General features: G+C 64.1%; 24 protein-coding genes and 1 tRNA gene. 21 read left to right on the forward strand and 4 right to left on the reverse strand.

Annotated elements, in window-relative coordinates; genetic code table 11:
* Positions 1 to 22: 22 nt before the first annotated feature.
* From O1Y97_RS04235 to O1Y97_RS04250, 4 genes are all read right to left on the reverse strand, one after another.
* On the reverse strand, positions 23 to 247 hold the full coding sequence (locus O1Y97_RS04235; protein ID WP_183263387.1) for a Trm112 family protein: 225 nt from the start codon (positions 245 to 247) through the stop codon (positions 23 to 25).
* Between the two features lie 22 nt (positions 248 to 269).
* Complete coding sequence (locus O1Y97_RS04240; RefSeq protein WP_108606227.1) at positions 270 to 941, reverse strand: LON peptidase substrate-binding domain-containing protein; 672 nt, start codon at positions 939 to 941, stop codon at positions 270 to 272.
* Positions 942 to 1012: 71 nt separating this feature from the next.
* Positions 1013 to 1981 (reverse strand): thioredoxin, encoded by a 969-nt coding sequence (gene trxA / locus O1Y97_RS04245; RefSeq protein WP_318763199.1) that lies wholly within the window; start codon positions 1979 to 1981, stop codon positions 1013 to 1015.
* 73 nt (positions 1982 to 2054) lie between these two features.
* Positions 2055 to 2567, reverse strand: coding sequence for a prolyl-tRNA synthetase associated domain-containing protein (locus O1Y97_RS04250; RefSeq protein ID WP_318763200.1), 513 nt, complete (start codon positions 2565 to 2567; stop codon positions 2055 to 2057).
* Between O1Y97_RS04250 and O1Y97_RS04255 the strand changes: the two genes are divergently transcribed.
* The 21 genes from O1Y97_RS04255 to O1Y97_RS04355 all read left to right on the forward strand — a co-directional run bounded on the left by O1Y97_RS04255 (position 2566) and on the right by O1Y97_RS04355 (position 22359).
* Positions 2566 to 2790: a hypothetical protein gene (locus tag O1Y97_RS04255; protein WP_318763201.1), complete on the forward strand. Its 225-nt coding sequence runs from the start codon at positions 2566 to 2568 to the stop codon at positions 2788 to 2790. The two genes, O1Y97_RS04250 and O1Y97_RS04255, sit on opposite strands and share 2 nt — an antisense overlap.
* Positions 2781 to 2855 (forward strand) — tRNA-Gly (locus O1Y97_RS04260). Before O1Y97_RS04255 ends, O1Y97_RS04260 begins: the two co-directional genes overlap by 10 nt.
* A gap of 371 nt (positions 2856 to 3226) precedes the next feature.
* Entirely contained in the window at positions 3227 to 4189 is a 963-nt protein-coding gene (locus O1Y97_RS04265; RefSeq protein WP_318763202.1) for an ArdC family protein, read from the forward strand.
* A gap of 159 nt (positions 4190 to 4348) precedes the next feature.
* Positions 4349 to 6475: a ParB/RepB/Spo0J family partition protein gene (locus O1Y97_RS04270; protein WP_318763203.1), complete on the forward strand. Its 2127-nt coding sequence runs from the start codon at positions 4349 to 4351 to the stop codon at positions 6473 to 6475.
* Between the two features lie 121 nt (positions 6476 to 6596).
* Entirely contained in the window at positions 6597 to 7013 is a 417-nt protein-coding gene (locus O1Y97_RS04275) for a hypothetical protein (protein ID WP_318763204.1), read from the forward strand.
* Positions 7010 to 7276 carry a DUF6117 family protein gene (locus O1Y97_RS04280; protein ID WP_318763205.1) on the forward strand — a complete coding sequence of 89 codons (267 nt, stop codon included), beginning with the start codon at positions 7010 to 7012 and terminating at the stop codon, positions 7274 to 7276. Before O1Y97_RS04275 ends, O1Y97_RS04280 begins: the two co-directional genes overlap by 4 nt.
* The gene (locus O1Y97_RS04285) at positions 7273 to 7569 is read left to right on the forward strand and encodes a hypothetical protein (RefSeq protein WP_318763206.1); all 297 of its coding nucleotides are present in this window, start codon (positions 7273 to 7275) and stop codon (positions 7567 to 7569) included. Before O1Y97_RS04280 ends, O1Y97_RS04285 begins: the two co-directional genes overlap by 4 nt.
* Before the next feature lie 159 nt (positions 7570 to 7728).
* On the forward strand, positions 7729 to 12036 hold the full coding sequence (locus O1Y97_RS04290; protein ID WP_318763207.1) for a strawberry notch family protein: 4308 nt from the start codon (positions 7729 to 7731) through the stop codon (positions 12034 to 12036).
* Positions 12036 to 13070 carry a DUF7146 domain-containing protein gene (locus tag O1Y97_RS04295; RefSeq protein WP_318763208.1) on the forward strand — a complete coding sequence of 345 codons (1035 nt, stop codon included), beginning with the start codon at positions 12036 to 12038 and terminating at the stop codon, positions 13068 to 13070. The genes O1Y97_RS04290 and O1Y97_RS04295 overlap by 1 nt, the downstream gene beginning before the upstream one ends.
* Before the next feature lie 311 nt (positions 13071 to 13381).
* Positions 13382 to 14308, forward strand: a complete 927-nt coding sequence (locus O1Y97_RS04300; RefSeq protein WP_318763209.1) for a DUF2493 domain-containing protein — start codon at positions 13382 to 13384, stop codon at positions 14306 to 14308.
* A gap of 86 nt (positions 14309 to 14394) precedes the next feature.
* Positions 14395 to 14649 carry a FitA-like ribbon-helix-helix domain-containing protein gene (locus tag O1Y97_RS04305; RefSeq protein ID WP_318763210.1) on the forward strand — a complete coding sequence of 85 codons (255 nt, stop codon included), beginning with the start codon at positions 14395 to 14397 and terminating at the stop codon, positions 14647 to 14649.
* Positions 14646 to 15068, forward strand: coding sequence for a type II toxin-antitoxin system VapC family toxin (locus O1Y97_RS04310; protein ID WP_318763211.1), 423 nt, complete (start codon positions 14646 to 14648; stop codon positions 15066 to 15068). The genes O1Y97_RS04305 and O1Y97_RS04310 overlap by 4 nt, the downstream gene beginning before the upstream one ends.
* A gap of 283 nt (positions 15069 to 15351) precedes the next feature.
* Positions 15352 to 15519 (forward strand): hypothetical protein, encoded by a 168-nt coding sequence (locus tag O1Y97_RS04315; protein ID WP_181180917.1) that lies wholly within the window; start codon positions 15352 to 15354, stop codon positions 15517 to 15519.
* A 132-nt stretch (positions 15520 to 15651) separates the two neighbouring features.
* The gene (locus tag O1Y97_RS04320; protein ID WP_318763212.1) at positions 15652 to 16092 is read left to right on the forward strand and encodes a hypothetical protein; all 441 of its coding nucleotides are present in this window, start codon (positions 15652 to 15654) and stop codon (positions 16090 to 16092) included.
* Positions 16093 to 16662: 570 nt separating this feature from the next.
* Entirely contained in the window at positions 16663 to 16989 is a 327-nt protein-coding gene (locus O1Y97_RS04325) for a DUF736 domain-containing protein (protein WP_318763213.1), read from the forward strand.
* 290 nt (positions 16990 to 17279) lie between these two features.
* A complete protein-coding gene (locus tag O1Y97_RS04330) occupies positions 17280 to 17540 on the forward strand; it encodes a helix-turn-helix domain-containing protein (RefSeq protein WP_120216231.1) in 261 nt (86 codons plus the stop codon).
* Positions 17541 to 17642: 102 nt separating this feature from the next.
* The gene (locus O1Y97_RS04335) at positions 17643 to 17906 is read left to right on the forward strand and encodes a DNA -binding domain-containing protein (RefSeq protein WP_318763214.1); all 264 of its coding nucleotides are present in this window, start codon (positions 17643 to 17645) and stop codon (positions 17904 to 17906) included.
* A gap of 122 nt (positions 17907 to 18028) precedes the next feature.
* A complete protein-coding gene (locus O1Y97_RS04340; protein WP_318763215.1) occupies positions 18029 to 18370 on the forward strand; it encodes a transcriptional regulator domain-containing protein in 342 nt (113 codons plus the stop codon).
* Entirely contained in the window at positions 18261 to 18791 is a 531-nt protein-coding gene (locus O1Y97_RS04345) for a DUF2285 domain-containing protein (protein WP_318763216.1), read from the forward strand. Before O1Y97_RS04340 ends, O1Y97_RS04345 begins: the two co-directional genes overlap by 110 nt.
* 348 nt (positions 18792 to 19139) lie before the next feature.
* Entirely contained in the window at positions 19140 to 20816 is a 1677-nt protein-coding gene (locus O1Y97_RS04350) for an RNA-directed DNA polymerase (RefSeq protein ID WP_318763217.1), read from the forward strand.
* Positions 20809 to 22359: a DNA polymerase gene (locus tag O1Y97_RS04355; RefSeq protein ID WP_318763218.1), complete on the forward strand. Its 1551-nt coding sequence runs from the start codon at positions 20809 to 20811 to the stop codon at positions 22357 to 22359. The genes O1Y97_RS04350 and O1Y97_RS04355 overlap by 8 nt, the downstream gene beginning before the upstream one ends.
* Positions 22360 to 22406 lie beyond the last annotated feature (47 nt).

The following is a 22406-nucleotide window of genomic DNA, read 5'->3' on the forward strand; positions in this document are numbered from 1 at the left end:
AGGCCTGGAAGGAAGCTTAAATTCAGTCCAAGGACGGAGCGCCTTTCGGCGCTGCCTCGTCCGGAATCTGCCGCGCCTCTGAGGGCAGCATCACGGGGATGCCGTCACGAACAGGGTAGGCGAGGCGGGCGAGCCTGGACACCAGTTCGCCGCGCTCGGCATCCCACTTCAGCGGTCCCTTGGTCAGCGGACAAGCCAGCAGTTCGAGCAGCTTCACGTCGATGTCGCGCTTGTTGGCCTCGACCATTCCAGCCTCCTGGTTGCCCCGCCTATTGCAGGCTCGACCCGAAATCTTCGTTTTCGCGCGCCAGCGCCATTTCGGTGATCGCGATCAGCGTCTCGGCGCGGGTCTTGAGGTCGGGCGCTTCGAGCAGCGCCTGCTTTTCGGCGGCCCCGTATGGCGCCATCATCGACAGCGCGTTGACCAGGATGGCATTGTCGGCGCGGCTGACGCTCTCCCAGTCGGCCTCGAGTTCGTTGGCCTGGAGATAGGTGCGGAATGCCTTGAGCAGCGCCGGCCGGTCGACATCCGCTCCGGCCTTGTCCTCGCCGAGGTCGGCGCCAAAGCAGGTGATCTTGCATTGCCTGAATGGCGTCTTCACCGCCAGTTCCTGGCTGACCCGGAACCGGCAGACGCCCTGCAGCGAAATCAGGTAACGGCCGTCGCCGGTCTCGGCGAGAGAGGTGATGCGGCCGATGCAGCCGACCGGGCACAGGGCCGGTTCGCCGTCGGGACGCAGCGTGCCGTCGAGCGACGGCTGGATCATGCCGATCAGCCGCGATCCGGCAATCGCGTCGTCGATCATCTGCAGATAGCGCGGCTCGAAGATGTTGAGCGGCATGCGACCGCCCGGCAGGAGCAGCGCCGCCGTCAGCGGGAACACCGCCAGCGTCGTTGGCAGATCGGTGTCGAGCCTGTAATGCGCGTTTCCTGCCTGCATCTGGTCCTCAGCTGGCTACCCCTTCATCTGGGGCCGTAACGGTCGAGCGCAAGGGCGCCTGCGACAAACCGTTACGAAAACAGCAGCGACGACAGCTTGCGCCGCGTCGCCAGCGTCACCTCGTCGGTGAAGCCCCAGGCCTCGAACAGCTTGAGCAGCTGGGCCCTTGCGCCGTCGTCGTTCCAGGTCCGGTCGGCCTTGACGATGGCGAGCAGGCTGTCGGCCGCCTCGGTGCGCTGCCCGTTTGCATTCTGGATCATGGCGAGATCGAAGCGCGCCTGGTGATCCCCGGGGTTCTGCGCCAGCCGCCGCTCCAGCTCGGCGGAATCGCCGAGGGCGGCGGCCTCCTCCGCAAGCGCGATTCGGGCACGCACGGAGGCCAGTGCCGGCGCATCCTGCTTGCCTTCGGGCGCACGCGCCAGCACCTCGTTTGCACCGGCAACGTCGCCGGCCTCGAAGAGGATATCGGCAAGCGCCGCGATGGCATCGAGGTTGTCGGGGGCCTGCTCGAGCACGGCGTCATAGATCTGCACCGCGGTCTGCAGGTCGCCTGCGTCGCGCGCCTCGGTGGCGGCGGCAAGCGCTTCGGCGATCTGCGGCTGGCCGCCATTCTTGCCGGCGACCTTGTCGATGAAGTCGCGGATCTGGCTCTCGGGCACGGCGCCCATGAAGCCGTCCACCGGCTGGCCGTCCTTAAAAGCGATGACCGCCGGGATCGACTGGATGCCGAGCTGACCGGCAATCGCGGGATGATCGTCGATGTTCATCTTGACGAGCTTGACGCGGCCGCCCGCAGCCTGGACGACGCGCTCGATCACCGGCGTCAGCTGCTTGCACGGGCCGCACCATGGCGCCCAGAAGTCGACCAGCACCGGCTGGTTGCGCGATTCCTGGATGACGTCGGCGCTGAAGGCAGCGGTCGTGGTGTCCTTGATCAGATCGGCCGCCGGTGCAGCACCGCCGGCGGGGGCGCCGCCAAACTGTACGTTCGTCGCATACTGGCTGCTCATGCCGCCGAAGGGGTTGTTCTCGTTGCTCATACTGGTTCTTCCGCTGTGTATTCTGTGCCCATCGGCCACCCGACCGCGCCGCTGTCAGGCCACCATGTGGCGATCAGCCGGTGACTTTCAAGATAACAGGATCGTGGCCGGTTGCCTTGACGAAATGCAACAGGTCGGCGGCCGCGATCGAGGTTGTCGCCTCATTGGTCAGCGGGTGGGCGTTGATCAGGGCGTTTTCCATCAGGGCGCTGTCGAGCACCAGCCTGACCCTGCCCGACGTGTCGTTAATCAGCCCGAAGACGGTCACTGCGCCCGGGGCGACGCCGAGGAGCTCCATCAGCGCCTCCGGCTTGCCGAAGGAGACACGGCTCGACGCGCCGATCAGGTGATGGATCTGCTTGAGGTCGACGCTGGCTTCTTCATCGACGGTAACGAGGAAGAAGCTGTCCTTCTTGTCCTTGAGGAACAGGTTCTTGGTGTGGCCGCCGGGAATCGTCCCCCGCAGCGCCTGCGAATCGGCGACGGTGTAGAGCGGCGGGTGCTCGTGTGTCCGGACGGCGATGCCGAGCGTGTCGAGGAAGGCGAGCAGGTCGGCCTTGGTCCTAGGATTCGTCGCGCCGGTCATGGCCGCCTTCGTCAAAATTGTTCGATTGCAGGGTTTATGGGCAAAGCCCGGCGCCAAGACAAGCCCGGCCACCGCTTCCCCAGGCGTTCATTCGCGGAAATCCGGGCTTTGCCGGGGTGCGGAGGAAGAGCTGAAAAAAGATCGCGATTTGCCTGTTGCATTCGCCGCGAGCATCGGCCATATAGGCGCCGTTGCGGTGACGAGCCGCGGCGAGCGGGTGTAGCTCAGGGGTAGAGCACAACCTTGCCAAGGTTGGGGTCGAGGGTTCGAATCCCTTCGCCCGCTCCAGTTTTCCTAGGAAAAGCAGTGGATTAGAGAGCCTCCTTCGGGAGGCTCTTTGCTTACACGCCCAAGCACGCCCCACCATGTAAGCACTATGTAAGCAGCTCAACGCGCAATTTCGGATAGCGTAGCGGCGGTTTGGCGCTTTCAAATGATCCCACATGCCAGATCGAAGCTATTGGGCTGGCTGATCACATTATGATTCGAATGTGAGGAGGGGAAAAGCCTTCCCCTGCGGTCGAGCCCAAGGTCTCGCCCGACCCCTTCTGCGGGGAGATCCCCCGCAACGCCCCATTAGAGTGAGAGTGCGGACGGGTTTCCCGTGACGGGTTGAGGGCTGGAGAAGAGGTTTCCGGCGCCCGTCGCGGAGAACCTCGATGTTCAGGAAAAGTCACAACGCACGCGCCGGCTCCTGCCGGGCGAGCCTCTACGACGACATCACCGGCAAGATCATCGTCGAGCTGCAAGCTGGCCGTGCGCCCTGGGTCCAGCCATGGGGTTCGGCCGCGGCCAAGGCGCCGCTCGCTATGCCGCGCAATGCCGCGACCGGGCGGCACTATTCCGGCATCAACGTGCTGATCCTCTGGGGCGCTGTGATCCAGCACGGTTTTCCCGGCCAGAGCTGGCTTACCTTCCGCCAGGCGCTGTCACTGGGCGGCAATGTCCGCAAGGGCGAACACGGCACGACCGTCGTCTATGCCGACCGCTTCACGTCGGAGGACGAGAAGCGCCGCGCGAGAGAGACCGGCGAGGACGCCGCCGCGATCCCGTTCCTCAAGCGCTTCACCGTCTTCAACGCCGCGCAATGCGACGGTCTGCCGGAGGACATCACTGCCGTCGCTCCACCCACACCACCCGGTCTCATCGAGCCGCGCGTCGAGGCTCTGATCGAAGCGACGGGCATCGACTTCCGCATCGGCGGCGATCGTGCCTACTACGTGCCGGCACACGACTATGTGCAGGTGCCGCCGCCGCAGGCCTATTTCGAGCCGATCAACTGGCACCGCACGGCCCTGCACGAACTGGGGCACGCCACCGGCCATGCCTCCCGGCTTGGCCGCGACCTGGCCGGCGGTTTCGGCACCAGGAAATACGCCTTCGAGGAGCTGGTGGCCGAGATCAACGCGGCCTTCTGCTGCGCATCGCTCGGCATCACGCCCACCGTCCGCCACGCTGACTATATCGGCTCCTGGCTGGAGGTGCTGCGCGAAGACAATCGCGCCATCGTCCGCGCTGCCTCCCAGGCGAGCAAGGCGGCCGATTGGCTGCTCGGCTTCCTGCCGGACGCAGATCTCGGCCCTGATCTCGGTTCGGCCGACGACGAACGACAGGCGGCATGATCGACCTGAAAACCGGAAAGGCGGGAAAGCGGGTTTCCAGCTTCACGTCTTTCCGCTTCTGTGGCGCTGCCCTCCTTAGAGTGAGAGGGCGGCGCTTCGCTTCGTGACGGGTTGGAGGTCGAGAGAGAGGCTCTCGACGCCCGTCGCGGAGTAAAGTCCATGGCAACTGCCGTTCAGAAGATCATCCTGTCGTCGGCGCGCGACATCCCCTTCAACAAGCTGGTGCTGAGCCAGTCCAACGTCCGCCGCGTCAAGGCCGGCGTCTCGATTGAGGAAATGGCCGAGTCCATCACCCGGCACGGCCTCATCCAGAGCCTGCATGTCCGCCCGGTCCTCGACGGTGAGGGCAATGAGACCGGCATGTTCGAGGTGCCCGCCGGCGGCCGCCGCTATCGCGCGCTCGAATTGCTGGTGAAGCAGAAGCGCCTGGTCAGGAACGCTCCGGTCCCTTGCGTCATCGGCGACGCCAACAGCGACATCCTGATCGACGAGGTGTCGCTGGTCGAGAACATGGAACGCGCGCCGCTCCATCCGCTCGACCAGTTCCGCGCCTTTCAGGCCATGCGCGACAAGGGCATGACCGAGGAGGCCATCGCCGCCGCCTTCTTCGTCAGCGGCACCGTGGTGAAGCAGCGCTTGCGCCTCACCTCCGTCTCGCCGACCCTGCTCGAGATCTATGCCGAAGACGGTATGACGCTCGAACAGCTCATGGCCTTCACCGTCAGCCCCGACCATGCCCGTCAGGAACAGGTCTGGGACGCGATCAAGGATAGCTGGCAGAAGGAGCCCTACCAGATCCGGCGGATGCTGACCGAGACCGCGGTTCGCGCCTCGGATAAACGGGCCGTCTTCGTCGGTGTCGACGCCTACGAGGTCGCCGGCGGCATCATGCTGCGTGATCTGTTCCAGTCCGACGATGGCGGCTGGCTGCAAGACCCGGTCCTGCTCGACCGCATGGTGGCCGAGAAGCTGAAGACAGCCGCCGATCAGGTCGCCGAGGAAGGCTGGAAGTGGATCGAGGTCGCGGTGAGCTTCCCCTATGGCCACGACCATGGTCTGCGTGAACTCTCCGGCAACACGGTCGACCTGACCGACGAGGAACGCGCGACCCGCGAGGCGTTACGCGAGGAATATGACCGGATCGAAGCGGAATATTCCGAAGCCGACGAACTGCCCGACGAGATTGATCAGCGCCTCGGTGAAATCGAACAGGCCCTGGAAGCCTTCGAGAACCGCCCGGTCAGCTACGATCCAGCCGTCATCGCGATCGCCGGCGCCTTCGTCAGCATCGACGCCGACGGCTCACTGTCGATCGACCGCGGCTATGTCCGTGCCGAGGACGAGAGCCAGGCCGAGCCCGATGCCGAGCCGTCCCGCGGCGACCAGCCCGATACGCCGACCGTCCAGCGTGCAGTCATCACCATCGGCGGCAAGCCTGCCGAGCCCGAGGACGATGAGGAAGACGGCATCAAGCCGTTGCCTGAACGGCTCGTCATCGAGCTGACGGCCCATCGCACCCTGGCGCTGCGCAACGCGCTGGCGGAAAATCCGCACGTCGCGATGACCCTGTTGCTGCACAAGCTTCTCAGCGACACCTTCATCCACACCAACCCGACCGGCTGCCTCGAGGCCAATGTCCGCCACATCTTCTTCTCGGCCCAGTCCGAGGAATTGAAGGACAGCCCATCGGCGCAGGCGGTCAACGATCGTCACGAACGCTGGGGAGATCACGTCCCCGCTGACGATCGGGCGCTCTGGGAATGGCTGACCCATATCGATGACGGCACGCGCATGGAGCTGCTGGCGCTTTGCGTCAGCTACGGCGTCAACGCGCTGTTCGAGCGTCCGAACCCCTATTCAGGCTCGGGCGTCAGCCAGCACGGTCTCGACGTGCGTCTGGCACAGGCAGATCGGCTCGCGCGGGCGACCGGGATGGACATGGTGGCCGCAGGCTGGAAGCCCACGGTCGGCAACTATCTCGGCCGCGTGACCAAACTCCGCATTCTCGAAGCCGTCCGTGAGGCCGCCGGCGAGCGGGCCGCCCAACTCATCGACCACATGAAGAAAGGCGACATGGCCAAGGAAGCCGAGCGCCTTCTGGCGGAAACCAACTGGCTACCCGAACCACTGCGCTTGGCGTCCCTCGATGGCGATCAGCTTGAGCCCGACGATCAGGCAGATACCGGCGAAGACACCGCCCTGCCGGACTTCCTCACCGAGGACGGCGAGGACGAAGACACCGCTGACGACGAGGATGAGTTCCAGCACGCCGTCGCCGCCGAATAGCGCGGGGCGGCTCCGTTCGCCCCGCGCATCCCACCCCAATCTTTCATCCGCCCGGTCCCGAGGTCGACAGCCTGAACGGCTGTGCCGAACGGGCCGGGCATTTTCGTTTCAGGAGCCTCTCATGGCCGACTATTTCACCCACTTCTCGTGCCTGCTCGACGTCGGCACGCCCGAGAACGCCGCCCGCGCGCTCAACCTCTACAACCGCCTGTCCGACGTTGGCGCGTCGAAGGAACCGCCCTCCGAGGGCTTTCTCCTCTCGATCCAGCCCGAACATGGCGGCACCCAGCTCTGGATGCGCGATGACGTCACCGGCGATCCCGAGTGTCTGATCCAGTTCGTGAAGCACTGCGCCACGGAGTTCGACCTGACCGGCCGCTGGGGTTTCCAATATGCCAGCACCTGCTCGAAGCCCCGGCTCGACGGCTTCGGCGGCGGCGCGCATGTCCTCGATCTCGCCACCGGCGAGACCGTAGGCTGGATCTACACCGATGGTTGGCTCGCCGAGACCATCACCGACGCGGGAGACCGGATATGAGCATCCCCTCCTTCGCCCAGACCAATTTTCAGACCCTGCTGCGCGCCGCCGGCGACGGCAACCTCGCGCTCATGGAATGCCTCGACGCTGCGACCGGCACTCCGCGTTACGTCATCTGCGCGGTGGGACGAGACGATGGCGATTTCGTCTTCACCCCCTTCGGCCATCTCGCCGACGGCAATCCCTATGACGCCTATCTGCCGCCCGATCCCGATGATCCCGGCGGCTTCGTGCATCCCGACCCATCGGGAGAAGCGCCATGATGGACATCAAGGCCATCTTCGCAGCCGATCACGAGCGGCCACCTTCCGAGCGGTCGCTCCCCTGGCCAGAGACCAGAGACGGCATCACCGTCGTCATCGAGCCCAAGCCCCATTGGGCTAGCGACATGCGGGCATTCCGGGCCGAGACCCGTGAATACTGCACCTATGCCGATTGGACCGCCAACGGCGCGCGCGCCAGGTTCTTCGGGCACATCGACACCTGCGGCAATGACCTGATCCGCAAGGCGCGGATGCTCATCGCCAGCGAGATCACGGACGGACACTGGACCTGACGTTTCAAAGCGCCCCGACGATCGGCCGGGGCGCTTTTTTCGTGCCGGCAGCGAAGAGCGTTTCGAGAGTGAGAGGGCTGCCGGGACGAGTTGAGTCCGAGTGGTCGAGAGAGAGCGCCGTTCGGGCTTTCCGTTCCCGCTCTCCCGAGGTTCCGATCCATGAACATCATGTCACCCGTGGCCGTTCCGGCTGCGCCCATCGTACGTGCGTCCGCCATCATCGCCGTCGCCCATCGACTTCTCGCCTTGCTCGAACGCGGGCAAAGGATCGGCAGCGCCGATCTCCGCGCCGCCATGGAGACCGCTTTCGACGCTTCCGACGCGACCGGAGCCTGGGACTGGAAGACGGCGTATGAAGCCTGCGAATGCGCGACCGTCCTGTTTCTGCACAAATTCGGATGTGCGCTTTTCAATAAAGCCGACACTACGGTTGCACGGCTTTCCGCCCTGTCGAAAATCACCGGCCTCCTGCCGACGCACACCCGTCGCTCCGAGGAGAGCCAGGCGCTTCAGCAATTCTCGACGCCGGTCCCGCTCGGCCTCGCCGCCATCGCCGCCGCCGCGATCACCCCGCGCGATGTCGTGCTGGAGCCCTCGGCCGGCACAGGCCTGCTCGCCATCCTCGCCAAGATCAGCGGCGGTTCGTTGCTCCTCAACGAGCTGGCGGAAACTCGTGCCGATCTGCTCTCCGCGCTCTTTCCCGCTTGTCCCGTCACGCGCGTCGATGCTGCCCAGATCGACGATCACCTCCCGTCCAGCGCCATTCCTTCCGTTATACTGATGAACCCGCCATTCTCGGTGATGGCGAACGTCTCCGGCCGCGTGCCCGACGCCGCCTCTCGCCATGTCGCCTCGGCGCTGGCGCGGCTCGCCGACGGCGGGCGTCTTGTCGCGATCACCGGCGCGAACTTCGGTCCCGAGCAGCCCGCATGGCGCGACTCCTTCGTGCGGCTGCAGGAGCGCGGCCGCGTCGTCTTCACCGCGGCGATCGACGGCTCGCTCTATGCCAGGCACGGCACGACCATCGAGACGCGGCTCACCGTCATCGACAAGCTGCCCGCCGAAGAGCCGGCCACGTTCCCGGCTTCCACTGGTATCGCGCCCGACGTCGCCACGCTGCTCGCCTGGATCGAGGCGGAGGTTCCACCGCGCCTGCCGGTCGCTCTGCCCGAATCCGCGCCACCCATGTTGGGCTCAGCGCCGCGCACCGTGCGCGGCTATCTCGCGCGCGCTACCACAGCGCGTCCGGCTGCACCGCCGTCCATCGACCCTGAAGGCGTCGAACTCGCCTATGACACCGTGGACTGGACGCCGACCGAGGGCGTGCACCTCACGGACGCGATCTATGAAGAATACGGATTGCAGTCGATCCGCATTCTCGGCTCTCAGGCGCACCCGACCAAGCTGGTGCAATCGGCGGCCATGGCGAGCATCGCGCCGCCCAAGCCTGCCTATCGGCCGATGCTACCGATGGGCATCACCGATTTGCTGTCGGACGCCCAGCTCGAAACCGTCATCTATGCCGGCGAAGCCCATTCGGACTTTCTCGCCGGAACGTGGATGGTCGATGCGACCTTCGATCTTGTCCAGGCCGTGCCGACCGACGCCGAGAATGCCGTGCGTTTCCGCCGCGGCTTCATGCTCGGCGACGGCACCGGAACGGGCAAAGGCCGTCAATCTGCCGGCATCATCCTCGACAACTGGCTGCGCGATCGCCGTAAGGCTGTCTGGATCTCCAAATCCGACAAGCTGATCGAGGACGCGCAACGCGACTGGTCCGCGCTCGGCATGGAGCGCCTGCTGGTCACGCCGCTGTCGCGCTTTGCCCAGGGCAAGCCGATCACGCTGTCGGAAGGCGTCCTATTTGCAACCTACGCCACGCTGCGCTCCGACGACCGTGGTGAGAAGGTTTCGCGCGTCCGGCAGATCGTCGAATGGTTGGGCTCCGATTTCGACGGAGTGATCATTTTCGACGAGAGCCATGCCATGGCCAATGCCGCAGGCGGCAAGGGAGAACGCGGGGACGTTGCCGCTTCGCAGCAGGGACGCGCCGGCCTCCGGCTCCAGCACGCCCTGCCGAACGCGCGCATCGTCTATGTCTCCGCCACCGGCGCAACCACCGTTCACAATCTCGCTTATGCCCAGCGGCTCGGCCTGTGGGGCGGCGAGGATTTTCCCTTCGCCACCCGCGCCGAATTCGTCGAAGCGATCGAGGACGGCGGTGTTGCTGCCATGGAGGTTCTCGCCCGCGACCTTCGCTCGCTCGGCCTCTATACCGCGCGTTCGCTCTCCTATGATGGCGTCGAATACGAGCTGGTCGAGCACGCGCTGACCGACGAGCAACGCGGCATCTATGATGCCTATGCCGGCGCGTTCGCAGTCATCCATAACCATCTTGATGCCGCGATGCAGGCCGCCAACATCACCGGCGACGACGGCACGCTGAACCGGCAGGCCAAATCCGCCGCGCGCTCGGCCTTCGAATCCGCCAAGCAGCGCTTCTTCGGCCATCTGCTCACGTCGATGAAGACCCCGACGCTTATCCGCTCCATCAAGCGCGATCTCGAGGATGGACACGTCGCCGTCGTGCAGATCGTCTCGACCGGCGAAGCGCTGATGGAACGCCGACTGGCCGAGATCCCGACCGAGGAATGGAACGACGTTCGCGTCGACATCACCCCGCGCGAATATGTGCTGGACTATCTGGCCCATTCCTTCCCGGTCCAGCTCTACGAGCCGTTCACCGATGGCGAAGGCAATCTGTCCTCGCGCCCGGTCTATCGCGACGGCCAACCCGTCGACAGCCGCGAAGCTGTCGCGCGCCGCGACGAGCTGATCGAACGCCTAGCATCGCTCCCACCAGTCCCCGGCGCGCTCGACCAGATCGTCCAGCGCTTCGGCACCGACATAGTGGCCGAGGTGACGGGCCGCTCCCGGCGCATCGTCCGCAAGGGTGAACGCCTCGCCGTAGAGAACCGGGCACCATCGGCGAACCTCGCCGAAACCGCCGCCTTCATGGACGACCTGAAACGCATCCTCGTGTTCAGCGAAGCGGGTGGCACAGGCCGCAGTTATCACGCCGAGCTGTCGGCGAAGAACCAGCGCCTGCGGGTGCATTATCTGCTCGAGCCGGGGTGGAAGGCCGATGCCGCCATTCAGGGCCTCGGTCGCACCAACCGCACCAACCAGGCACAGCCGCCGCTCTTCCGTCCTATCGCCACGAACGTAAAAGCCGAAAAGCGCTTCCTGTCCACGATCGCGCGCCGGCTCGATACGCTTGGCGCCATCACGCGCGGCCAGCGCCAGACCGGCGGCCAGGGGTTATTTCGTCCCGAGGACAATCTGGAATCGAGCTACGCCCGCGCTGCGCTGCGCCAGCTCTATCTCCTGATCGTGCGCGGCAAGGTCGATGGCTGCTCGCTGGGGCGCTTCGAGTCCACGACCGGCCTCAAGCTGACGGACGAAAGTGGCATCAAGGATGAGCTGCCGGCGATCACCACCTTCTTGAACCGCCTTCTGGCGCTCACCATCGAGCTTCAGGGCATCCTCTTCACCGCCTTCGAGCAATTGCTCGACGCCAAGGTGACCGGGGCCATCGCCAGCGGCGTCTATGATGTCGGGCTGGAAACGCTGACGGCGGAGAGCCTCGTCGTCACCGAGCGCACGACCATCTACACCCACCCGGCAACGGACGCGCAGACGCGGCTGCTCGCCATAACCGAGCGTCGTCGAAATCGGCCGACCACACTCGATACGGCGCTCGGTTGGCTCGACGATCCGCATGCTCGGCTGCTCGTCAACGCGCGTTCGGGACGAGCTGCTGTCCAGGTGCCAGCGCCATCCATCATGCTCGACGATGGCGAGATCGAACGCCGCGTCCGGCTGATCCGCCCTATGGAACAACATCACGCGACCAGCGCCATGATGGACGACAGCCATTGGCAGGAGGCGGATCGCGGCACGTTCGCGGCCATCTGGCAGCGCGAAGTCGCCGAGGTGCCAGCTTACACCGAGGGCATGATCCACATGGTCAGCGGTTTGCTCCTGCCCGTGTGGAAGCGTCTGCCGAACGAGTCGACGCGCGTCTATCGGCTCCAGACCGACGATGGCGAGCGCATCATCGGGCGGCGGGTTTCGCCCGCCTGGGCCGCGAACGCCGCCTCTACCGGCACGACCAATCTCACCAGCGACGAGGCTTACGCCGCTCTGGTGGACGGCCGCACCATCCTCGACCTGGCCGATGGGCTCCAGCTTCACCGCGCGCGCGTCATGGGCGCGAACCGGGTCGAATTGTCGGGCTTCACCGAGGCCATGCGGGATCGCCTGCGCGCCTACGGCCTCTTCAGCGAGATCATCTCATGGAAGCTGCGCTTCTTCGTTCCGGTCGACACCTCCGGTCCCGCCATCCTCGGCAAGCTGCTCGACACCTATCCGGTCGAGCGGATCGGCGAGCGCGAGGCAGCGTGATGGCACGGCAGGACGCTTCCGATTTGGCTCATCGTCTCGGCCGTCAGGCCGAGGCGGTCTGCCGTCATTATCTCTCCAACGGCCAGCGCCAGGGCAACTATTGGCAGGTTGGCGACGTCCGCAACGCCAAGGGTCGCTCGATGTTCGTGCGGCTCAAGGACAGCCCGAAGGGCCGCGCAGGAAAATGGACCGACGCCGCGACCGGAGAACATGGCGATCTTCTCGACGTGATCCGTGAATCGCTCGGCCTCATCGACTTCACCGGCGTAGCCGACGCGGCCCGCACCTTCCTCAGTCTGCCACATCCAGAACCGGAGCCCGCACCACGTCGCGGCCTGGCGCCAGCGCCATCAGGATCTGCCGAAGCGGCACGTCGGCTCATCGCCATGACGCAGCCGATCACCGGGACCATCGTAGAAACGTATCTGCGCGGACGCGGCATTACGTTTCTGCACGGAACCGGAAACCTGCGTTTCCATCCCCGCTGCTACTACAAACCCGATGATGGCCCGACGGAAGTCTGGCCAGCCATGATCGCTGCCGTCACGGACCTCACCGGCAAGATCACCGGCGCGCACCGCACCTGGCTCGCGCCAGACGGCTCGGACAAAGCGCCGATCGACACGCCGCGCAAGGCGATGGGCGATCTGCTTGGGGCTGCCGTCCGCATCGGTGTGCCGGGCACCGTGATGGCGGCAGGCGAAGGTATCGAGACCATGCTGTCGCTCCGGCAAGTCCTGCCCGACATGGCGATGGCGCCGGCGCTCTCGGCAGCACATCTGGCCGCCATCCTGTTCCCGCCGAATTTGCGGCGGCTCTATATCGTCCGCGATGACGATCCGGCTGGTGACGGCGCGCGGGACACGCTGATTGAACGGGCGAACGCCGAGGGCATCGAGGCCATTCCATTGTCGCCGGCATTCGGGGACTTCAACGAGGATCTCCAACGGCTCGGCATCGATGCGCTCCGGGCGGGCGTTCGCGTGCAACTCGAACCAGAGGACGTCGTGCGCTTCATGAGTCTGGCAGCCTAGCCGGAAAGGACTGAAGGGCTGCGCGCAGTCGCCATGCCCGCAAGGATGCGCACACCATCGAAAGAGGACCGCGCCTCGGCCTTCGAGAGGGCGATCGGCCGTCAGCCGGGCCGGATCGGCAATGGCTACGGCCGACGATTTTCCGGCGGCGCGTGCCGCGCCTTTCCATCGCGAAACAAAATCGCCGGCCTTCGCCATCCTCCGCTGGCGCTTCGGCCATCTCGCTACGCTCGGGGTGCAGGTCCGTCCCGTCCGACAGCTTCGTCGCCATGAAGGCCGCGACGGTCGCGGTCCAACCGATGGAGCATCCCATGAGCGAGCATGACGACTACGAGCCGCACCATGAATCATCCCCAACCGACCACCTGATCCAGGAATTGCAGCTTCACGGCTACCGCCCCTCCGAAGACGAACTCGATCAGCGCCCGCCACCGGAAGACCGCATCATCGAAGGCTCCGTCGCCGACATCTTCGACGCCCTGGTCGGCACGATCACCGACACCAGCCTTGATTATGACCTCCCCGATCTCCTCTGGTCGACCGTCAATATGTTCCACCGCGCCGTGGACCGGATCGAACGGAATCTCGACGACAACGAACAGGCACAGAAGCAGCTTCAGCGCGAACAGGATGGCTCGGAGGTGAAGTCCCTCCAGCTCGAGCGCCTGCTCGACATCGGCATGAACCTGATCGACCGGCGCGACGGCATGGAAACCTTCCGCGAAGCCGCCGCCGAACGCTACCGCATCGCCACCGGCTCACCCTGGTCACAGCGAGTCGGATCACGGGTCAACCATCGCCACCTCACCGCGGCGCTCATCGACAGTCGGGATTTCCTCGCAGCCAAGCGGCGCGCGGATACCGAGGTGCTCGTGCCCGCCGGGCCGAAGATCGCCTTTTCGGGCGGAGACACCGCCGACCACAAGCATATCTGGGCCAAGCTCGATCAGATTCACGCCAAGCATCCGGACATGGTGCTGCTGCACGGCGGCTCGCCGAAAGGCTCCGAAATGATCGCGTCCCGTTGGGCCGACAGTCGCAAGGTGCCCCAGGTCGCCTTCAAGCCCGACTGGACGAAGCACGCCAAGGCCGCGCCTTTCAAGCGCAACGACTTGATGCTGAACGTCGTGCCGATCGGCGTCGTGATCTTTCCCGGCACGGGCATTCAGGACAATCTGGCCGACAAAGCCCGCAAGATGGGTATCCCGGTCTATCGGTTCGGCTCAGGCGGCGCATAAGCGCCGCCTAAACCCGCCAACTTGAAAAATGATGGCAATTTCTCTATGTTGCTATCACCGCTATCAATTCCGATGGAGACGCTATCATGCCCGCAGTCACGATCCGGAACCTGCCTGACGCGACGCACCGCGCCCTCAAGGTGCGGGCAGCGCAGCACGGCCGCAGCGCAGAGGCCGAAATGCGCGACATCCTCGAGACGGCTGTCCGCCCCGATACGCGCCTCCGGCTCGGCAGCGCTCTCGCGGAACGCAGTCGCCGCCTCGGCCTGACCAATGAGGACGTCGATGCGCTCGATCATGCGCGCGACAGGACGCCCGCCAAGCCGATGAGCTTCGAATGATCCTCCTCGACACCAATGTCGTGTCGGAGGCGATGAAGCCCGCGCCCGACGATACCGTGCGCGTTTGGCTCGACGAGCAGGCGGCGGAAACGCTCTTTCTCTCCAGCGTCACGATCGCGGAGTTGATGTTCGGGATCGGCGCGCTTCCTGACGGCAAGCGCAAGGAAAAGCTCGCCGACGCTCTGGACGGCGTAATGGAGCTGTTCGCGGATCGCGTCCTGCCGTTCGACGTCGGTGCTGCACGACAGTATGCCGAGCTTGCCGTCAAAGCTCGCGCGGCTGGGAAGGGATTTCCGACACCCGACGGCTACATCGCAGCGATCGCGGCCTCCAAGGGCTTTGCCGTCGCCACGCGCGACACCAGCGCATTCGATGCCGCCGGCGTTGAGGTCATCGACCCATGGAGAGCCGAGCGCTGACGACCTGCCACAGGCAACGCGGGTTGGGCCGGGCAAACCGGCAGAAACGGACCTCGCGGCAAACAGACAACACGGTCTCCTGACCGGACGACCACCCCCGCTTCAAGACGCTGATCCTTGGGTCCAGCCGATGGCCTGACGCCATCAACCCGTAAAGGGTCGGACTACGCATGCGCGTGCCGCCGCTGCGGCTTCGCCTCACGCGGTGATTGCGGCCGTCGGCCGGACTCTTCGGGCGCCTGTCAGCGGGGGATGGACCTCCGCTCAAGCAGGAGCCAGGTCGATGTCCTTCCAAACCGCTCACGCCTTCGCCTTCAGCCTCGCCACCACCCTGATGGCCGCCATCGTCATCTTCCGCGCCGGCGACGGCACGCTCTCAGTCACACCAGCGGCCGAATACGATGGCGACGAAGCCGCCATCGTCAGCGAAATCGACCCATTCGCCTCGTGAGGCGAACAGGGTCGCACACACGGCGGACGCTGCGCGCTTCGCTCCCACGGCGACACGATTTCTGTTAATCTCGCTGTCGCGCCATGGTGGTGGTGGAGGCGCATCCGTCTGACATTGTTCGGAGACACCACCATGATCTTCATCAGCATTCTGCTCAGCATCGCCGCCATCGGCTTCCTCTGCTGGCTCCTCTTCACGCTTGCGGTGTTCGCGCTCCCATTCTTCGCGGGCGTGACCGTTGGCATGTGGGCCTATGGCACCGGCGCGGGATGGCTCGGCGCTATCCTGGTCGGTTTGGTCGCCGCCGGTTTGACTTTCGGCCTCGGCCAGATCCTGCTCGCCACGGTGCGCCCGACCTGGGCGCGTCTGCTCGTCGCTGCCGCGTTCGTAGCCCCGGCCGTGGTCGCAGGTTTCCATGCCACCCACGGCATCGTGAAACACACCATGCCGTCGGAGACATGGCAGCTCGCATTTTCGGTCATCGGAGCCGTCGCAGTCGGCATCGCCGCTTTCGCGCGCCTCACCAGAATGGCGGCACCCGGCCCATCGGCCGGGCAAATGTCCCAGGCCTAACCCCGCATCATCCGTTCAGCGGACGAGAGAGCAAATTGCATCGCCGTCCGCATCATCGGATTGCCCCGGTAGGGAGCGGAGATATGGAGTACCGGTTGTGCCCTCTGGTCTCGGCAAGTTGGAGCGCGTGGGGGACGGCAACTGAGTTGCGGCCGAGAGATTCCCGGTGCCGAGGCATCCCGTCAAGGCTGGCGGGACAGGGAAATGAGCACCTTGGCCTGGTTAAGGGCGTCGTCCGCCTGTGATTGCCGGTCAGGTCTCTGTGCCAGGTATGATGGTCGCCACTGCCTCCGTCATCCATCCTCCCAGTGCCCGCTCCAAAACGGCCTCTTCAATGGCCTGATCTGACCGAAGGACGGCTTCGCCTCGAGCGCCTATGCCACAACGGCTGGTCTCGACTTTCTTCCCCTGACGGCAGAGCCGCAATTCCTCGCGAGACAACAAAGCCGCGCCTGCGCCATCCTCCGCTGCGCTGCGGTCGCAAGCGATGTGTCGGCGCTCGCCTCCGGCCGGTCGATCGCCATCGAGGCCGCAATGGTGCGGACTCGGAACGGAAAACGGAGACTTATCATGGCGACCATCGGCACCTTCAAGAAGACCGGCTCGAACGAGTTCACCGGCGAAATCGTCACCCTCAACCTCCAGTCCAAGGGCGTCCGCATCGTCCCCGAACTGCGTGCCAGCGGCGAGAACGCCCCCAGCCATCGGATCCTGGTTGGCCGCGCCGAAATCGGCGCCGCCTGGTCCAAGCGCTCCAACGAGGGCCGCGACTATCTGGGCCTCAAGCTCGACGATCCGAGCTTCACCGCTCCGATCTACGCCAACCTCTTCGATGACGAAGACGGCGAGGGTTACTCGCTGATCTGGTCTCGCCCCAACGGTCGCCGCGGCGACTGAGGCGGCGAAACAAGGCCCCGGCCGGACGGCCGGGGCCGCCTTCCCAGGTATTGGTGCCTGCCCCCATAGTCCCGACACGACCGAAGGCGCACTACCCGGTTTTACTACGAAATCGACCAGCCGAATCTTGGGCTCACCAACAACTTCAGATCGATCCGGCGAATCAGCTTGTTCGAACTGGCGTGACACAGACCTCCAGCAAGGTCTTTAGGCTGGCGGAAAGGGGCAAGGACGACTAAAATAGCCGTAGTTCTGGAACTCGCGTCGGTTGCGGTGGGAGGTGATCATGCATGATCACCGCCCGACAATCCCGGGCCGCACGCGCGCTACTGGGTTGGACGCAGGAGACGCTCGCTGACAAGGCCCGCCTATCGCTGACAGCACTCAAACGCCTCGAATCCGAAAGCGGGCTCGATGTGTACGAGACGACACGCGATCAAGCACGCAGGGCGTTGGAAGCCGCTGGCATCGTTTTCCTGTCGACCGACCGAGGGCAAGGAGTGCTGCTGGTCGATGATCGCGGAAACAGGCCAAACAGATCTACTGGTTAACGCTGACCTGTGGACAGCAAAGCCTGCTGACGCTCAAAGTGCCTCCGCTTCGGACCAAACATGGTTAAGTGACAGACGTCGTGTATCCACCGAGTCTTCACCATGATCGAACCGTTCGAGGAAATCGCGCCGTCCGGGCAGGAACTCACCGACTACGACAAATCGCATGCCAAACTCTACATGCGTTTGCTGGATGCGGCCGCTGACGGCGCCCATTGGGAGGAAGCTGTACAAGTGCTGTTCGGCCTCGATCCCGCTCGCGAGCCGGAACGCTGCCGACGCCTCCATGACAGCCATCTGACACGCGCCCACTGGATGACGCACACCGGTTATCGACACCTTCTTCGTCAGGCCGACGGCGGATAGGTTCGCAAACCGCGTGATGCCCTTTCGACATCACGCGATGCCATCCCTCAAGCTTCCAATACCCCTCGGTGCAGCAAAAAATATGCGCCCGACTTACGCGGACCATGCGGGGAGTTGATGCGATGAGGCCCTATACATCAGACTGGCGAAACGACCGCTGCTACGATTTCTTCGATACACTGCCGATCGAAGGCCTCGCGTGGGAATGCCTTCGCAGACACATTCCCTATCAGAAACAATACGCCAGCCTGGTCGATGCCAGCGCCGAAACCTTGCCGCTGCCTCGCGAAGTGCAGCAGCATTGGGGGTTACGATTTCGCGGCAAGGCCAGGTCTTTCCGCAGCGGAGCAGCAGGTGGTGTGGTCGCCGTCAGTCGACCCAGCCATCGTCCTCCTGACGCGCCGGCCAGGCTTTCTGCCCGCCGCCCCGACCGCGCTCGCGGACAGGTACGCCGCGGAGCGTGACAGTCCAGAAGGATCGTACGCCAATCTTCCCGATTGCGGCATCCATGTCCTTTTTCTTCCCGGCACATCCGCCAACGATCAAATCGCAGCAGTCATTCCAATTGATGACGATCTCCTTGATCGCATCGACGCGATCGCACGGTTTTCGCGTGCCTGGCTCAAACGTCCGTCGTTGCGTGACACGCGTATGAGCGTCGATCAGCGTCGCCGCTTTCGTTTGAGGCTGCGCGCCGCCGATGGTCGTTTGAACGGCGCCACCTATCGCGAGATCGCCATTGCGATCTACGGCGCGTCGCGCGTCGATAGCGAACCTTGGAAGACATCGTCGCTGCGTGATTCTGTTATCGCCTTCGTCGAAACCGGATTGGCTCTGATCGACGGCGGCTATCTGCGGCTGCTCCGGCATCGCCGCCGCATCTGACTGTCGGTACATGCATGTTGCAAATCCTCAGCGGCAGGATGACTGGTTTCGGCATCTCTGGAAGGGCGTCAAAAGGCGAATTGTGAGTGGATATCCGTCAGGCGCCTTCTGGAGCGGGGGCGCGAAAGCCGGTCGTTGAGATCAGCCAGCGAGGACGTCCGCTTCTGGCAGAACCTGCCAATACGCCTATCTAAGCGGACTGTCAGCAAGACGCCCTAGAAGTGGTCGTTGGGAAGGCGAGAGATATCGCCTCTGGCGGCGAAGGGATCAGCCGATAGTATGAAGCGGTCAAATGCAAGCTGTCCATGGGCCGTCGGGAGCGATTCGGGAGTGTCGACTGATAATAAGGTGGAGAAGGACTACTTGTTGACCCCCGCATTCTGGGAGAACGGTCAGGCACTTGGCTTCCCGATCCAATTCGACCTGGTTCTCAGGCATCTTCGCCAGGACATGCGCGACGACTGGTATTTCGACTGCCTGCAATACAACGATCTGTTCAATGACCCCGAGGAGGCGAAGGGGATCATCATAGCAATGCTCCAAGAGTGGAACGGCGTATACGCTGGAACCCGTAGTGTCGTTCGCAACATCCCCAAGAAGGGCTTCGGCGAACGCTATGGACTGGAGACCGACTTCTTCGACCGGTTCGTCTACCAGTCGATCTGCAGCTTCCTGATACCCTACTACGACAAGCTGCTCGGTCATCGCGTCCTCAGCTACCGACACGAGCCCGATCCCCAGAATAAAAAGTATCTCTTCAAGAACAAGATCAACCGCTGGTTCACGTTCGAAGGCGTCACACTGACGTTCGTCCGCTCCGGCAAGTTCCTGTTAGTCACCGACCTCAGCAACTTTTTTGAGAATATCGCCCGCGAGCAGATCGTCGCAGGGCTCGAGAAAGTCATTCCGGAAATCGAGGCGACCGGACCGGAGAAGCTGCAGATCAGGAATGCGATCGCCACCCTCGACCGGCTTCTCGCACGGTGGACGTTCAGCGGAAGCCATGGTCTGCCGCAGAATCGGGACGCGTCATCGTTCCTCTCCAACATGCTCCTGTCTCGCGTCGATAAAGCGATGGCGGGTAAGGGGTATGACTATTACCGCTACGTCGACGACATCCGGGTCATCGCCGACAGCGAAGTCCACGCCCGACGCGCCCTGCAGGACCTCATCCGCCTCCTCCGGACGGTGGGGCTGAACATCAACGCCAACAAGACGGCGATCCTTTCCCCCGAGACGCCGCAGAAGGATCTGGCCGAATTCTTCCCGTCGCAGGACAGCACGACGACCGCGATCAATCAGATGTGGCAGTCGCGGAGCCGGAGGATCGTCACGCGGTCCGTAACCTACATCTTCGAGATCCTGACCAAGTGCATCGAAGCCGGGGAGACGCAGACGCGCTCTTTCAGGTTCGCGGTCAACCGTGTCGCCCAGATCGTGGAATCTGGCCTGTTCGACGTGAGCGACGCCCTCTCAACCTCGCTCCTCGATACCCTCTCGGCGTCACTCTCGGAGCATGCCGTGACGACGGATCAATACTGCCGGCTTATATCCATCCTGGATCGCGACGGGAGGTGCCTGTCCGCACTGGAGGCGTTCCTGCTGGCCGAAGACGGTGCCATCCACGAGTGGCAGAACTACAACATCTGGCTGCTCCTCGCCATGCGTAAGCACCGGTCCGACGGCCTCGTCGCTCTTGCCGACCGCAAACTCCAGGAGGACATGAAGTCAGGACAGGCGGCAGCCATCCTCATCTGGCTGCGATGTGTCGGCGAGAAGGGCCTGATCGAGAGAAGCATAGGCAGCTTTGAAGGCCTTCCCTATCAGAATGCCCGGTATCTGCTCATTTCGTCCGCGGTGCTAGACGACGACAAGCTGCGTCCGCTCTATGGAAAGGTGCCGACCGGACTGAAGGCGACCAAGGACCGGGCGGGCCGTTACGACAACGAGGAGGGCTTGCCCTTCGCTGTTCGCGAGCGGCCGGACATCCTGAACCTCGTGGACGAGATCAGCGAATATGATTGATCTCGGATCCAAGCTGCTCATCTTCATCAAGGACTTCACCGGCAGAGGTGCCGACTGCTTCTACTGGTTCGTCCATGATCGGCTCGAGGAGACGAACCCGGCCGAGATCGTCGCCTACCCCGGTCCGGTCGTCTGCCACGACTTCTGGATGATCCGCGACCTGCTTTACGACAAGACTGGCGACCTTCCAGCAGTCGTGCTGGACATCGACGAATTGCGGATCTCGATCGGGGGCAATCCCGACGACCGGCGCAATCGCGAGAAGATCGACATAAGCGCCCATCTCGGCCCCTACGGAGCATCCGAGGAGGTCTGCTCGGCATACAAACGCATGTTCAATCGGGGTATCCCGTTCGACGCCGAGATCGCGACGAAGGCGGCGGGAGCGATCGCGAAACTCTACCTGGCACTCTGCGCGCAGGCCGCCGCGAAGGGCGAGATGGAGCGTTTCTTCAGCGTTGAAATGCCCGTCTACCGTCTGCTCCAGAAGGCGATGTCTGCGGGGATAATGATCGAAGCGGCGGATCTGTCGGCCAAGCGCCGCGAGGCGGAGCACGACTACTTCTACTGCCTGAAGAACTATTCAGCCAAGCACGACATGCCGCTCGAGACTCCGTCGCGGGCATCGATCGAGCGGAAACTTCACGCCTCGGGGTTCGCGTTCGAGGGCGTTTCAACGAGATACGTCCTAGAGTTCGTGCCGCACCCTGACGATTTCGGAGGCGACACCCTCGCCCTCGAGGAGTTCGACGCCGCCAGGCGCGTGCTCTCCTCCTTAACCCTTGCTGGCGGGTGCACGCGCCCCATCGTGGACGTATTCGGTTCCCGGACGTCGCGCATACTCCTGCGCAACCCGCCACTCCAGAGCATCTCCAAGAAATACCGCTCCATCATCGGCGCTCGCGAAGGGGCGGAGCTGGGCTACGTGGACTTCGATCAGTTCGAAGTGGGCATTATGGCGGCCCTCTCGGGCGATCAGCAGCTCGCCGCACTCTACGCAGCCGGCGACATGTACGAGCTGTTCGCGGGAACCCATCTCGGACTCACCGGCAATCGGAAGGCCGCCAAACAGCTCTTCCTGTCATACGCTTACGGGATGAGCCGCAAGGCCCTGGTGGACGCCGCCGTCGAGCTAGGAGCGGAGCGCGACAAGGCGAAGGACGCCTTCCGGGTCTTCGCCCGATACGAGGAGTGGAAGAAGGAGGTTTGCGCGGAATTCCAGCGCACGGGACGAATCGCCACCGAAATGGGCAATCATTACGCGCGGAGCAACTCGGGAGCGCTCACGGCTAAGGAGCGGCGTTCCGCGGTCAGCCAGGTCGTGCAGGGCACGGGATCGCTCATCTTCAAGAAGGCGCTCTTGGAAGCGGAGAGTCTGGACGACGTCACCATTATGCTTCCGATGCACGACGCGCTGCTTTTCGAGCACCGTCTCCCCGATACGCCATCGAAGGTGATTGCCGCATTCGAGCGCGTGATGACGGAAACCTTGGGAGGCCGGATCGCCGGAAAGGCCTCGGCCGGGGACTTCGCACCGGCCTGAGCAAGTGCTTCGATCGACGCCGATGCACGCGGGCCCTTCCGGAATAC

Source organism: Aminobacter niigataensis (assembly GCF_946995915.1).
Classification (GTDB): domain Bacteria; phylum Pseudomonadota; class Alphaproteobacteria; order Rhizobiales; family Rhizobiaceae; genus Aminobacter; species Aminobacter niigataensis.